The organism is Gorillibacterium timonense (assembly GCF_001457415.1).
GTDB classification, from domain to species: Bacteria; Bacillota; Bacilli; order Paenibacillales; family NBRC-103111; genus Gorillibacterium; species Gorillibacterium timonense.
Map to the genome: position 1 here is coordinate 1448105 of NZ_LN881724.1, position 13258 is coordinate 1461362.

The window sequence follows — 13258 nt, forward strand, 5'->3', positions numbered from 1 at the left end:
CTGTTCACGTATGGGTGGAGGTATCCCGGATGGCGAAAGCTTCGGATTGCTTCCCAGTCACGCAGGAGGTTTGCATCGCTTCACGTGGAGGTTAAGAGGAGACATGAGCACAATTATCCCCGATTACGAGAAAACGGATATGGGCAATATTCAGATTGCTCCCGAGGTTATTGAAGTGATTGCCGGGCTTGCGGCTGTCGAAGTGGAAGGCGTTGCCGGAATGAGCGGCGGATTTGCCAGCGGCGTGGCAGAATTACTCGGCCGTAAAAACCTTGCCAAAGGAGTCAAGGTCGAGGTTGGACAGCGGGAAGCGGCAGTTGACGTTTCCATCGTAATCGAATATGGCTTCAAAATCCCTGAAGTCGCCGGCAAGATTCAAGACAACGTCAAGAAGGCCATCGAATCCATGACCGGCCTTGATGTCGTCGAAGTGAATGTGCACATCCATGACGTTCAATTCAAAGGTCAAGAGAAGGTTCCGGAAGAGGATACCGCTGTTAACCGCGTCAAGTAATCGACCGTTAGGCACACCAATTGATTTGAATGAACCCCCTCTGCTATCAGGTGCATCCTGGAGCGGGGGGGTCCTTTAGTTCAGGAGGGACAAACCATCGTGGCCAAAATCATTGACCGCTTTTTGCTCTTCATCTTCAGTCTGGTTGTCATCTTCGCCTTGGTTATCCTATTGCTATGTTCTTTCGGCGTAATCTCCTTCGAGGATTCGAGAACGTTTCTGCATGATGTGTATTTCGATACGAGGACGGCGGCATTCCTCATCGCAGGCTGCTGCATCCTGTTGATTGTGGCGGTGCGATTGTTCTACCTATCGGTGAGAACTTCAACTCCGAATGTTCCGTCCATCGATCAGCGTACGGAGTTCGGCGATATCCGCATCTCGCTCGATACGGTGGAGAATCTGGCCTTGAAGGCGGCTTCCCGCACCCGAGGCTTGAAGGATTTGAAAGCGAGAATCAAGGTGGATCAAGCGGGGCTGGAGATTGAGCTTCGCACGGTAGTCGACGGGGAAACGTCCATTCCGGCCATAACGGAAGAGGTCCAAACCGCGATCAAGAGCTACATTGAAGACATTACCGGTATTCCGGTCGCCCGGGTATCCGTTTACGTGGCCAACGTCGTCCAAAGCGCACCCGCCTTTAAGAGCCGGGTGGAATAGGAGGGATGCTGCGTCATGTGGCGGGAATTGTGGGAAAAGCACAGCGGCAAGCTCATCGGCACCGCCAGCGGACTGATTCTCGGAATCGTCTATCTTATAGCCGGATTTTGGGATATGCTGATCTTTGCTTTCCTCGTGTTTATCGGTTATTATGTGGGAAGAAAGCTGGACCGGCGTGAGCCGCTGTTTGAACGGGAAGAGCTTCTTCAGTGGCTGACGGAGAGATGGCGAATGTTCAGATGATGACAAAGGGACGGCCTATTTCGGGCTGTTCTTTTTTTGGAGGGTATGGATAATGAAACGAAGAGTTGCGAGAGAGATCGCAATCCAGAGCTTGTACCAGATGCAGATGAATGAAGTGAATTCCCATGATGCCATCGTGGCAGCCGTGACGGAAGCCGAGCATGATAACGAAGCGGAGCTGAAGGTGGAAGGGGAAAGCATCGCCATCGAGTTCATCCAGGAGCTTGTGCAGGGCACGACGGATCGGATCACGCCGATCGATGAGATGCTGAACGATTATTTGAAGGGCTGGAAAATGGACCGGCTGTCGAAGATCGACCGGGAGGTCCTTCGTCTCGCCGCTTATGAAATGGTCTATCGCGATGATGCGCCTCCTAAGGTTGTCGTCAATGAAGCCATTGAGCTGGCCAAGCATTTCGGAACCGAGGAATCCGGCAAGTTCGTCAACGGCGTTCTCGGCAAAATGATCTTGGAGCTCGACGCCCTGAAGGCGAAATACGCCGGTACAAAGACTCCCGAATAGGAGTGGCGGAAAGCAACGGACTGATGTGTCCGAACTTGAGGAAGGGGAGAGTCCAATGACCGCACAGATCATCAATGGAAAAGAACTGGTTCGATCCATCCGCGAAGAGATTAAGCAGGAAGTACAAGAGATGGCCCATGAGGGTACACAACCGGGCTTGGCCGTCGTGCTTGTGGGAGAGGATCCCGCTTCCTCCGTATACGTCCGGAACAAAGCGAAGGCCTGTGAAGAAGTGGGCATCTATTCCGAGGTGCACAAGCTCCCAGCCGAGACGACGGAGCTTGAACTGCTCACGCTCATCGGTCAATTGAACAAAGACGAGAAGATTCACGGCATTCTTGTCCAACTGCCCCTTCCGAAGCATATTGACGAGGACATCGTCATCGATAGCATCTCCGTGCACAAGGATGTCGATTGCTTCCATCCCGTGAACGTTGGCAACCTCGTCATCGGCAAGCCGGGTATGCTTCCTTGTACGCCATCGGGGGTCATCGAGATCTTGCACCGTATGGAGGTTCCGCTTGCCGGCAAACATGCGGTTGTTATCGGCCGTAGTAACATTGTAGGCAAACCAATGGCACTGCTTTTGCTCCAGGAGCATGCGACGGTCACGATCTGTCATTCCCGCACGAAGGATTTAGCGGAGATTACCAAGCAAGCGGATGTCCTCGTTGCAGCCGTAGGCCGCGCGAAGATGATCAAGAGGGAGCACGTGAAGGAAGGCGCGGTCGTCATCGACGTTGGAATGAATCGGGACGAGCACGGCAAGCTCTGTGGAGACGTCGACTTGGATGATGTGTTGGAAACGGCGGGAATGATCACTCCCGTTCCTGGCTGCGTCGGGCCGATGACCATCACCATGCTGCTCAAAAATACCGTGGCAGCCGCCAAGCAGGCAGGAGCCTATGGATCTCATAGCTAACGGCATGCCGGAGGAGAACGGACAAGCTATCCTGTCCATTCGCGACCTGAATCGGCTGATCAAGCGCAAGCTGGAGGGGGAAGCCCTTCTTCAGGACATTTGGATTCGGGGTGAAATCTCAAACTTCACCCATCATTCCAGCGGCCATATGTATTTCACCTTGAAGGACGCAGACAGCCGTTTAAAAAGCATCATGTTCGCTTCGTACAACTCTCGGCTTCCTTTCCTTCCGAGGGAGGGAACGCGGGTGCTCGCCCGGGGCAGCATATCCGTCTACGAACGGGACGGCCAATATCAGTTTTACGTCACCCAGATGCAGCCGGACGGCATTGGAAGCCTGTATCTTGCTTATGAGCAGCTGAAAAAGAAGCTGGAGCAGGAGGGCTTGTTTGCCTCTGAACGCAAAAAACCGCTCCCCAAGTACCCGCACACGATCGGGGTCATCACTTCGCCAACAGGAGCGGCGGTACGGGATATTCTGATCACGCTGAAACGGCGCAGCCCTTCGGTAAACATTCTTCTTTATCCGGTTCTTGTTCAAGGGAAGGGCTCCGCCTCCTCTATTGCGGCCGCTATCGACCAGATGAACCGGATGGACGAGGCGGACGTTCTGATCGTGGGTCGCGGCGGCGGTTCCCTAGAGGAGCTGTGGGCGTTCAACGAAGAAGTTGTCGCACGAAGCGTGTTTGCTTCCCGGATTCCGATCGTTTCGGCGGTCGGTCATGAGACGGATTTTACCATCTGCGATTTTGTCGCAGATTTGAGGGCGGCCACCCCGACTGCGGCGGCGGAGCTGACGGTTCCCCATCACCTCGAGCTGAAGCAGCAGATCGCTGCGCAGACCGCACAGATGCAGCGGGCGCTGCTCACGAAGCTGGACAGGCAGCGGGACCGGCTCGCCAAGGTGCGCCGTTCGCAGGCGTTGACGAATCCTCAGCGGATTCTGCTTCAACCGACGGAGCGAAACGACCGCCTTCGTGAGCAGCTCCTGTTTCGCATGCGTAACGCAGTGGCATCCGCTCATCAGATGAATCTGCGGTTGGAGCGTCGGCTTACGGCACGCAGTCCGAAGGAGCAGGCCAGTCTCGCCCGGTCGCGCGCGAATACGGCCCATAAGCTGCTGCTCCAAGCGATGGTGGGGATTCGAAAGAATAAGAGCCGGGAATGGGAGTCGACCATTCGGCAGCTCGACGCTCTGAGCCCACTGAAGGTGATGGCTCGCGGATACAGCCTTGTGTATGAAGAGGGAGAGAAGAAACTGGTTCGATCGGTTAAGCAGGTTCAGCCAGGCGATCTCCTGCGCGTCCGTCTCGGAGACGGGAAGCTCGCCGCATCCGTATGGGCTATTGAGCCAAACGGCGAGGCGGAAGAAGGATAGGGAAATCGCAGCGAACGAGAACCATAAGGGGAGGGAATACGGATGAGCTCACAACCGAATGCAGATTCGGCCAAATCTGGACAATCGGCGGAAGAACAAGCCTTGACGTTTGAAGAAGCGATGGAACGGCTTGAGGGGATCGTCACGCGACTCGAATCCGGAGATGTTCCGCTTGAGCAAGCGATCGAGTGGTTCCAGGAAGGGATGAAGCTGTCTCAGCTGTGCGGGCAGAAGCTGGAGCAGGTGGAACGAAAGATCGAAATGCTGGTGGCGGAGAACGGCTCACTGGTCAAACGGCCGTTTCCTGTAGAAGGCGACGACAGGCTGTAAATCAGGCGGCCTTCCTTGAGGTAAAGGCGAGGAGGCCATTTGGACGGGATTAGCCTGTCCCCATAGATCAGTGATGGAGGACTGTGATGACGATGACGGAGAAGTCGATAGCGTTCCGAGAATATTTGGCTGATCGGGTAAGCCGCGTGGAAACGGAGCTGGCTGCGGTATGGCCGACCGATTGGGAGATTCCCGCCAATTTGGAAGAATCGATGAAGTATTCTCTTCTCGCCGGGGGAAAGCGGATGCGGCCGATCCTGGCCCTCACCGCTGCTGAGGCATTGGGAGGCCGGCTGGAAGCTGCTCTGCCGGCTGCATGCGCTGTGGAGCTTGTCCATACCTATTCGTTAATTCATGACGATCTTCCGGCCATGGATAACGATGACTATCGGCGGGGGCGTCTGACGAATCACAAAGTTTATGGCGACGCTATGGCCATCTTGGCTGGCGACGGGTTGCTGACTCATGCCTTCTATCTTGTCGCCGATACGGCTCGGTTTGGGGTGCCCGCAGAGGCTTGCCTAGCCATCGTATCCGATTTATCGCGATTAGCCGGTCCGCTCGGAATGGTGGGCGGTCAGGCAGCCGATATGGAGGGCGTTCAGGGGATTACGGATGCGCGGCAGCTGCAGGCGATTCATACGCACAAAACCGGCGATCTCATTGTTTTTTCCCTGCTGGCTGGAGCCCGGTGCGCGGGGGCTGATGAACGTCAGTTGGAGGCGCTCCGTACGTACGGATATTCGATCGGACTCGCTTTTCAGATTCAGGATGATATTCTGGATTTGACCGGAGATGAAGCGAAGCTGGGCAAGCCGGTGAAGAGCGATGAGAGACAGCATAAGGTGACGTACCCTTATCTGTTGGGATTGGAGGCTTCCCGCCAAAGAGTCGTGGAGTTAACCGAAACTGCCAAACAGGCGGTATGCGATGCCGGGTTTCCGAGCCCGGAGCGCCTGTTGGAATTAGCGGACTACTTAATGAATCGGGACCATTAACGGTCCCCAAACCGCCGAGTGAATCAACTTGGTGGTTTTTTTATTTTCGATCCCGCATACAAGAACGAATGTGTCGTACAATATCACTTATCCGACAATTCTCAACATGATTCCTCAGCAAATCCACTATTAATTTCCCATATTATACGACTTTTACATTATATACTCTTGAAGGCTGTCATGCACGAAATCGGGCGCTCCCTTTTTTAATTGTTCAACGGTATGTAAATATCTCTGGGTCGTGTTGATGTGCGAATGACCTAACGATTCCTGAACCTGCTGGAGAGAAGCTCCCTGCAAAAGAGCAAGTGTGGCGTTTGTATGTCGCAGCCAGTGAGGCGTTACCTTTTTCTCAATGGAGCATGCGCGAGCCGCATACTTGATGATCCGCTCGATTTGTCTAACCGAGATAGGGAAAAGGATAAGGTCGTCCTGAGGTGCGGAGGAAGCGTTTTCGTTTGAGAGCGACTCCGCATATTCTCGAAAGCTATTCCATAAGAAAGCGGGCACTTTTACATCGCGCGTTTTCCCGCCTTTCGCCTTTTTTACACTTAGAAAAACGGACGATTCAAGCAGATCGGCCTGGAAGTCCCCCCAGCGGATATTCGCCAATTCGGATACACGCAATCCGAGAAGCAGCAAGGACAATCCGATCAAATAATTGCGCAATCCGCTCTTTTTGAGTGCTTCAAGAAGCTTCCCCACTTCTTTTTTTGTTAAATAGTGGTTGCGGCTTGTTATGGTGATCGTAGGGATTCGGACGGATAGCGTTGGGTTTTGCCGGAAAAGGCCGATGTTCGGATCGCTTCCCCACCGGTACAGTGATTTAAGCGGTGCTAAAAAGGCAGCTACGCTTGCGGGGGCAAATTTTCTATCCGGTTCTATGCCATGTTGAAGCGAAAGCTTAAATGCTTCGACTTCTCTCCAAGTAATTTGAGACAAGGTCATGTGCGGCACAAAATCACGAAAGCGTTTTATCGCTCGGCTGTAATTACGTTTGGTGTTGCTTGAGGAACAGCAGACCGAGAGGAACATTTGAATGATTTGATCATCCGTAAACGCCTTTCCTTTGCGGGGAGTTTCGGACAGCCACTGGTTTGAATTCTCGTTGGTCATGATTCATTTTCTCTCCCTCTGGTTGATTTGTGTCGGATAAGTGATATTGTACGACATCCTGGAAACGGGAGGACAATATTCGTCAGGCAAAGGGGAAACGGAAATCTTGGACGAACTACATCACTATAACGATTTATATCGGCAAGCTCCTAAGCAGAATGCGATGGAATGGATGGAGTTTTTGTCGAGAAAGTACCCGGCGACCTATCGGCACTGCGTAAGAGTCGCGATCTTGGCCGAGAAGCTGGCTGATGGTATGGCTATCGGTGAAGAGGAGAAGAAGAAGCTCGTGATCGGATGTTTTTTGCATGATGTAGGTAAAGGATTGTTGCCGACTGAGCTATGGAATCAGCAAGCCTCGTTATCGCCAGAGCAATGGGATACCCTCAAGCTTCATCCGAATGCAGGGGCAGATCTAATTCGAACGAGCTCCGAGCTTAACCCCGATATCTTGGGCATCATCCGGCATCATCACGAGCATTGGGATGGAACAGGGTATCCAAGTGGCTTAAAGGGAGAAGAGATTCCTTATTTAGCGAGGATATGCGCGGTGTTGGATGCGTTTGACTCCATGGTTTCCGAGCATCCGTATGCCGAGATGAAATCGTTGGATGAAGCGAAGGAAGAATTGGTTCGCTGCAGCTCCACCCAGTTTGACGAGACCATCGTACAAGCTTTTTTACAGCTACCCAATTCCATGCTAGGGATTTATATGGACACCTCCCACTAGACCTTATGCCTGACGAGAAGAAGTATGAAGTCGGTTCCATTGAGAACCGGCTTCTTTTTGTGCTATAATGAAAGTTGCCATATTGCCATTCATTGACTCCGCAAGGAGTATTTTTATATCAGCTTTCGTTTGACGACCAAAGAATGATGACAACGGGAAACGGGGGAACCTTACGTGCTCGAACGAATTCAAGAGCCTCAGGACCTTAAAGCGCTCTCGATTGAAGAATTGGAAGCCTTGGCCCATGAAATTCGCCAGTTCTTGATTGAGAAGCTTTCGGTTACCGGCGGGCACTTGTCCTCCAATCTGGGGATTGTTGAATTGACTATTGCCCTGCACTATTATTTTAACAGCCCAAACGATAAACTCATATTTGATGTCGGCCATCAATCCTATGTTCACAAAATATTAACCGGTCGCAAGGATGAATTTGATACTCTTCGCAAGTATCACGGGATGTGCGGGTTCATCAAACGCTCCGAGAGCGAGCACGATGTATGGGAAGCCGGACACAGCAGCACCTCGTTGTCCGCTGCGATGGGCATGGCCATGGCACGGGATTTCCAAGGCAAGGACAATCAGGTGATTGCCCTGATCGGCGATGGAGCCCTGACCGGCGGAATGGCCTTTGAAGCGCTTAACCACATCGGTCATGAACAGAAAAAGCTGATGGTCATCCTGAACGATAATGAGATGTCCATCGCGCCCAATGTCGGCGCCATGCACAACTACTTGATGAAGATCCGCGCCGGAAGACACTATAAGAAAGCCAAAGAAGAAATCGAAGGCTTGCTGAAGCGAATCCCCGCTGTCGGCGAGACGTTGGCCAAGACTGCCGAACGACTCAAGGACGGAATGAAATATTTGCTTGTCCCCGGCATTCTCTTCGAGGAATTGGGCTTCACCTATTTTGGCCCAGTAGACGGGCATAACGTCTCGCAGCTTCTCGATACGTTCCGTCAAGCGGAAAAAGTGAAGGGTCCCGTCTTCGTTCATGTTCTGACCTTGAAAGGCAAAGGTTACACCCATGCCGAGGCAGACTCGCACGCCTGGCATGGTGCCAGCGCTTACAAGATCGAATCCGGACAGATGATCAAAGCCGTCGGTGCTCCGATGTATACGGAAGTATTCGGCAACATGCTGATGGAGCTAGCCGCTCAGGATGAACGAATCGTGGCGGTGACGCCCGCTATGCCGGGAGGATCGGGGCTGATGAAATTCGCCGAACGGTTCCCAGGTCGGATGATCGATGTGGGCATTGCCGAGCAGCACGCGGCAACCCTGTGTGCTGCGCTTGCCCAGGAAGGGATGAAGCCGGTATTCGCCGTTTATTCCACCTTCCTGCAGAGGGCGTACGATCAGGTTGTCCATGACATTTGCCGTCCCAAATTGAATGTCACCTTCGCGATCGACCGCGCAGGATTCGTCGGACCGGATGGGGAGACCCATCAAGGGATATACGATATCGCATTCTTACGCAGCCTGCCCCATATGGTGCTGATGATGCCGAAGGATGAGAATGAGCTCCGACGTATGATGGTGACGGCCCAACAGTATTCAGACGGCCCCATCGCTTACCGGTATCCCCGGGTGAACGGGACCGGAGTGAAGCCGGAATCGATTGTCGAGCCGATCCCCATCGGAACATGGGAGACGGTAAGAGCCGGGGAACGCATGGCGGTCCTCGCGGTAGGCCCGATGGTTCAACTAGCCGAAGAGGCCGCTGACATGCTTCGTCCGCTCGGCATTCAGCTTCATATCGTCAACGCGAGATTCATCAAGCCGCTTGATGAAGCGATGCTGCTCCAATTGGCGAAGAATCGCTTCCAGATCATTACGATCGAGGAAGGCGTTCGTCTCGGCGGATTTGGAAGTGCCGTCCAGGAATTTTATGCCGATCACGGGCTTCACGGCATTTCGATCAAATGCCTCGCGGTTCCGGATTATTTCGTCGAACACGGGTCCATTAAAGAACAACGCAAGGAAGTCGGCCTGACGGCCGAAAATTTGGCCGCACAGGTGCAGGCCATGCTTCCCCGAACAAACCGGCAGCGGGCATGACCGCTTGTTTACTGTAGAGAAGGAGACGAACACTCTGAACGATAAAGAACGAATTGACGTCCTGCTAGTCGAGCAGGGCTTCTACGAGAGCCGGGAAAAGGCGAAGGCCGCGCTCATGGCAGGACTTGTGCTGGCGGATGACGAGCCCATTGAGAAGGCGGGAACGAAAATTCCAAGGACCTCGGTGCTGAAAGTGAAGGGGGCTCTGCATCCCTATGTCAGCCGAGGGGGCTTGAAGCTGGAGAAAGCTCTCAAGCACTTCGACCTTCAGATCAGCGGTGCTATCATGCTCGACATCGGAGCCTCCACAGGCGGATTCACCGACTGCGCACTGCAAAATGGAGCCCGCCATGTCTATGCGGTCGATGTCGGCTACAATCAGCTCGATTGGTCGCTTCGCAATGATTCCCGGGTCACGGTGATGGAACGAACGAATTTTCGCTATTTGACGCGCGCGGACCTGCCGGCGGAGACACCTGATTTTGCGACCATCGATGTGTCGTTTATCTCCTTGAAATTGATCTTGCCACCGCTTGGCGGCATTCTTGAGCCGAACGGGCAAGTGGTGGCCTTGATTAAGCCACAGTTCGAAGCGGGTAAAGAAAAGGTAGGAAAGTCCGGCGTCATCCGCGACAGCTCCGTCCATCGTGAGGTTTTGCAGACGGTTCTTGGATTTGCAGCGGAAACCGGATTCCAGCTGAAGGGGTTAACCTTTTCACCGATCACAGGCGGAGAGGGCAATATCGAATTCCTCGCCTTGTGGGAGTGGATCGGGGAAGCTCAAACGCTTCCCGTCGATATCGACCGGCTGATTGCGGAGACCGTCAGCACCGCAGCAGGCACCTTTACATCATGAGAAGCATAGGAAATTCGATCAAGACTCATCTCTGGATGGGTCTTTTTTTGAAAAAGGCGAATCGTCAAGCTAGCTGGCAGGAGTTTCACCAAAAAAGGCGAATATATATTCGGGTGATTCGATGAAAAATGGCGATGGATTTGTCCTTCTTCTCCTGCTTATCGTGTTTGCGATATGGGGCTGGTTTCTGCTGAAGCGCTGGTGGAATTCCTTGCCTGACCGTAAAATGGCCATAGAAGCGGACGAGGAAATTCCGGTGACGGAGGCGGTGGCGCTTCTCGAGAATGCCGGTTATGAAGTCATGACGCTGAAGCGGCGAATCCCGCTCTACATTCGGGTGGATGGAGGGACGGATGCCGGTGGCGAGGATATGGAAAGCCGTCTGTTTATCGATCACTGGGCGAGATGCGACGATGAGCTTTATTTGATCAAGGTGGAACGGGAACGGCAGCCTTACGAATGGACAGGCAGCGGTCTCCGGGATCGGCTTCTCCCTTATGCTCTGTTGTATGAGGATGCCGCTGGAATTGTAGTGGTCAATCCGCTGACCGGGCGGATACGCAAGGTCGAGTTTGAAATAGATCGCTAAGATGCGAAAAGAGAGGTTATCGGTATGAAAGGAAAACGACACCTGAAAATCAAGGAAATCCTCAATTCCTTCGAAATCGAAACGCAGGAGGACCTGGTGGATGCTCTTCGCGAGGCGGGCTTTAATGTGACGCAAGCAACCGTATCCCGCGATATCAAGGAAATGCATCTGATCAAGACCCCGACTGCGGACGGTCGTTACAAATATGCGGTTCCCGCCGAGCAGCGCTTCAATCCCGAGCAGCGGCTGAAGCGGGCGCTTATGGATCAATTTGTGGGAATCGATTACACCGAGAACCTGGTCGTCATGAAATGTACTCCTGGCACGGCGAATGCACTTGGGGCGATACTTGACGTGATGGATTGGGAAGGCATGATGGGGACGATCTGCGGAGACGATACCATCCTCGTGATCTGCCGAACGAAGGAACGCAGCGAGGAATTTGTCAATGAAATCATGAGCTTGTTGGGGTGATACGATGCTGAGGGAACTAACGATCCGTAACTTGGCCGTTATTGAATCGGTGCAATTGACCTTTGACGCGGGCTTCCAGGTTCTGACCGGGGAGACCGGAGCAGGGAAATCCATCATCATCGATGCGCTTGGCTTGATCGCCGGAGGACGCGCATCGGCCGATCTCGTGCGCTACGGGCAGGATAAGGCGGAGATGGAAGCCTTGTTCGATATGGATGCGGATCACCCGGTTTGGCAGGCTTTGGAACGGATCGGCATAGCGGTCGACCGCTCGGAACCCCTGATGATTCGACGTGAGGTAACGGTAGCTGGCAAAAGCACGAGCCGAATCAACGGCCAGATGGTCAACCAGAGCATGCTGAGGGAGATCGGGGAGTGGCTTGTAAATATTCACGGTCAACACGAGCATCAATCGCTCTTACGGCCGGAGGGTCACATCGGCTGGCTTGATCTGTTTGGAGGATCTGCGGTTGCGGAAGCCTCGGCTCGTTACCGCGAGTCGTATGAGCGGTATTCGGGATTGCTGCGCCAATTGAGGGAACTGCAGGATAGCGGCAAGCAGGCGCTCCAGATGCAGGACCTGTACCGGTTTCAGGTGGAGGAGATTGCTTCCGCCAAGCTTAAGCCGGGAGAAGAAGAGAAGCTGCTGGAGGAGAAACGCAAGCTGGCGAATGCGGAAAAGCTGTTTTCCAGCATCAATGATTCCTATGAGGCGCTTGCCTCTGGGAAAGGCTTGCAGGCTGCCGGCAAAGCGATGCAGAAACTGCAGGACATTGCCGGACTCGACTCCTCGGTGCTGCAGCCGCTATTGGAGCAGATCCAATCGGCTTATTATCAATTAGAGGATGCTTCGTTTCAGCTTCGCGATTACCGCGATCAGATTGAATTCAATCCAGCGCGGATCGATCAGATTGAGCGGCGGCTGGATGTCTTATCGACCCTGAGACGCAAATACGGAGATACGGTGGAGGAAATCCTGCAGTACTACGAATCCATCCAACGGGAGCTGTCTCTCCTCGATAATAAAGACGAGCATATTCGCAGGCTCCAAACGGAGCTGGAGGCTGAGCAGCAGGTACTGCTGGATGCGGCGGCTTCCTTGTCCGCCCTGCGCAGGAAGGCTGCGGACGAGCTGGCTGGAGCCATTGAACAAGAGCTGCAGGACCTGCAGATGCAGCGCACCCGCTTTGCGGTGCGGATCGAAACGATGGAGGATGCGAACGGTCCGGAGCTCGAAGGTCGGCGGATTCGTCTGACCGCAAGCGGGATGGACGATGTGGAGTTCTTGATCTCGGCTAATCCGGGTGAACCGCTTCGCAGCATCAGCCGAATTGCTTCCGGTGGCGAGCTGTCTCGGATCATGCTGGCCATGAAGACGATCTTTGCCAAGGTCGATCGGATTCCCGTCCTTGTCTTCGACGAAGTGGATACCGGCGTGAGCGGAAGAGCGGCTCAGGCGATCGCCGAGAAGCTGTCCCGCTTGTCTGCGGACTGTCAAGTGTTCTCCATCACGCATTTGCCGCAAGTCGCTTGTATGGCGGACGAGCATTACCTCATCCAGAAGGGAATCGAGGGAGAACGAACCTATACCCGCGTCTTCCGCTTGGATCACGAAGGTCGGGTCATGGAACTGGCCCGCATGCTTGGAGGCGTCGAGGTTACGGAGACAACGAAGCGTCACGCCGAGGAAATGATCTCCATGGCGAGCCGCCAGAAATCTCCTTGACAAGATGGGAAAAGCCGAGGAATGACGCGGGTTTCCCGGTAACATTTTGATTCATAAAACCGAAGAGCCGGGGTTACCTTATAGTTACGCTGATGACGAGGTCCATCGTACATCGGGCAGAACAGACGATAAGGAGCG

15 protein-coding genes are annotated in these 13258 nt (G+C 53.7%); 14 read left to right on the plus strand and 1 reads right to left on the minus strand.

The annotated features are described in order from the left end of the window. The first annotated feature begins 103 nt into the window (after positions 1-103). The 8 genes from BN2684_RS19150 (at position 104) to BN2684_RS19185 (ending at position 5568) form a co-directional block, all read left to right on the plus strand. Positions 104-514, plus strand: coding sequence for an Asp23/Gls24 family envelope stress response protein (locus tag BN2684_RS19150; RefSeq protein WP_058303718.1), 411 nt, complete (start codon positions 104-106; stop codon positions 512-514). 99 nt (positions 515-613) lie between these two features. Then, positions 614-1174 (plus strand): alkaline shock response membrane anchor protein AmaP, encoded by a 561-nt coding sequence (gene amaP / locus BN2684_RS19155; protein ID WP_058303719.1) that lies wholly within the window; start codon positions 614-616, stop codon positions 1172-1174. A gap of 15 nt (positions 1175-1189) precedes the next feature. Next, positions 1190-1417 carry a DUF2273 domain-containing protein gene (locus BN2684_RS19160; protein WP_058303720.1) on the plus strand — a complete coding sequence of 76 codons (228 nt, stop codon included), beginning with the start codon at positions 1190-1192 and terminating at the stop codon, positions 1415-1417. A 52-nt stretch (positions 1418-1469) separates the two neighbouring features. Next, a complete protein-coding gene (nusB, locus tag BN2684_RS19165) occupies positions 1470-1940 on the plus strand; it encodes a transcription antitermination factor NusB (protein WP_058303721.1) in 471 nt (156 codons plus the stop codon). 55 nt (positions 1941-1995) lie between these two features. After that, the gene (folD, locus tag BN2684_RS19170; RefSeq protein WP_058303722.1) at positions 1996-2862 is read left to right on the plus strand and encodes a bifunctional methylenetetrahydrofolate dehydrogenase/methenyltetrahydrofolate cyclohydrolase FolD; all 867 of its coding nucleotides are present in this window, start codon (positions 1996-1998) and stop codon (positions 2860-2862) included. Beyond that, positions 2846-4240, plus strand: coding sequence for an exodeoxyribonuclease VII large subunit (gene xseA, locus BN2684_RS19175; protein ID WP_058303723.1), 1395 nt, complete (start codon positions 2846-2848; stop codon positions 4238-4240). The genes folD and xseA overlap by 17 nt, the downstream gene beginning before the upstream one ends. A gap of 42 nt (positions 4241-4282) precedes the next feature. Beyond that, complete coding sequence (gene xseB / locus BN2684_RS19180) at positions 4283-4570, plus strand: exodeoxyribonuclease VII small subunit (protein WP_058303724.1); 288 nt, start codon at positions 4283-4285, stop codon at positions 4568-4570. Between the two features lie 86 nt (positions 4571-4656). Next, positions 4657-5568, plus strand: a complete 912-nt coding sequence (locus BN2684_RS19185; protein ID WP_058303725.1) for a polyprenyl synthetase family protein — start codon at positions 4657-4659, stop codon at positions 5566-5568. Positions 5569-5721: 153 nt separating this feature from the next. On the opposite strand, the gene BN2684_RS19190 is transcribed toward BN2684_RS19185, so the two are convergent. Continuing rightward, the gene (locus BN2684_RS19190) at positions 5722-6684 is read right to left on the minus strand and encodes a tyrosine-type recombinase/integrase (protein ID WP_108722233.1); all 963 of its coding nucleotides are present in this window, start codon (positions 6682-6684) and stop codon (positions 5722-5724) included. A gap of 106 nt (positions 6685-6790) precedes the next feature. On the opposite strand from BN2684_RS19190, the gene BN2684_RS19195 reads away from it, so the two are divergent. The 6 genes from BN2684_RS19195 to recN all read left to right on the plus strand — a co-directional run bounded on the left by BN2684_RS19195 (position 6791) and on the right by recN (position 13120). Then, positions 6791-7414, plus strand: a complete 624-nt coding sequence (locus BN2684_RS19195) for an HD-GYP domain-containing protein (protein WP_234340276.1) — start codon at positions 6791-6793, stop codon at positions 7412-7414. Positions 7415-7588: 174 nt separating this feature from the next. Further along, on the plus strand, positions 7589-9475 hold the full coding sequence (gene dxs, locus BN2684_RS19200) for a 1-deoxy-D-xylulose-5-phosphate synthase (protein ID WP_058303727.1): 1887 nt from the start codon (positions 7589-7591) through the stop codon (positions 9473-9475). A gap of 4 nt (positions 9476-9479) precedes the next feature. Then, the gene (locus BN2684_RS19205) at positions 9480-10331 is read left to right on the plus strand and encodes a TlyA family RNA methyltransferase (protein WP_234340277.1); all 852 of its coding nucleotides are present in this window, start codon (positions 9480-9482) and stop codon (positions 10329-10331) included. 121 nt (positions 10332-10452) lie between these two features. Continuing rightward, complete coding sequence (locus BN2684_RS19210) at positions 10453-10920, plus strand: hypothetical protein (RefSeq protein ID WP_058303728.1); 468 nt, start codon at positions 10453-10455, stop codon at positions 10918-10920. Positions 10921-10944: 24 nt separating this feature from the next. Then, positions 10945-11394, plus strand: coding sequence for a transcriptional regulator AhrC/ArgR (gene ahrC / locus BN2684_RS19215; protein ID WP_058303729.1), 450 nt, complete (start codon positions 10945-10947; stop codon positions 11392-11394). Positions 11395-11398: 4 nt separating this feature from the next. After that, a complete protein-coding gene (recN, locus tag BN2684_RS19220) occupies positions 11399-13120 on the plus strand; it encodes a DNA repair protein RecN (RefSeq protein WP_058303730.1) in 1722 nt (573 codons plus the stop codon). Positions 13121-13258 lie beyond the last annotated feature (138 nt).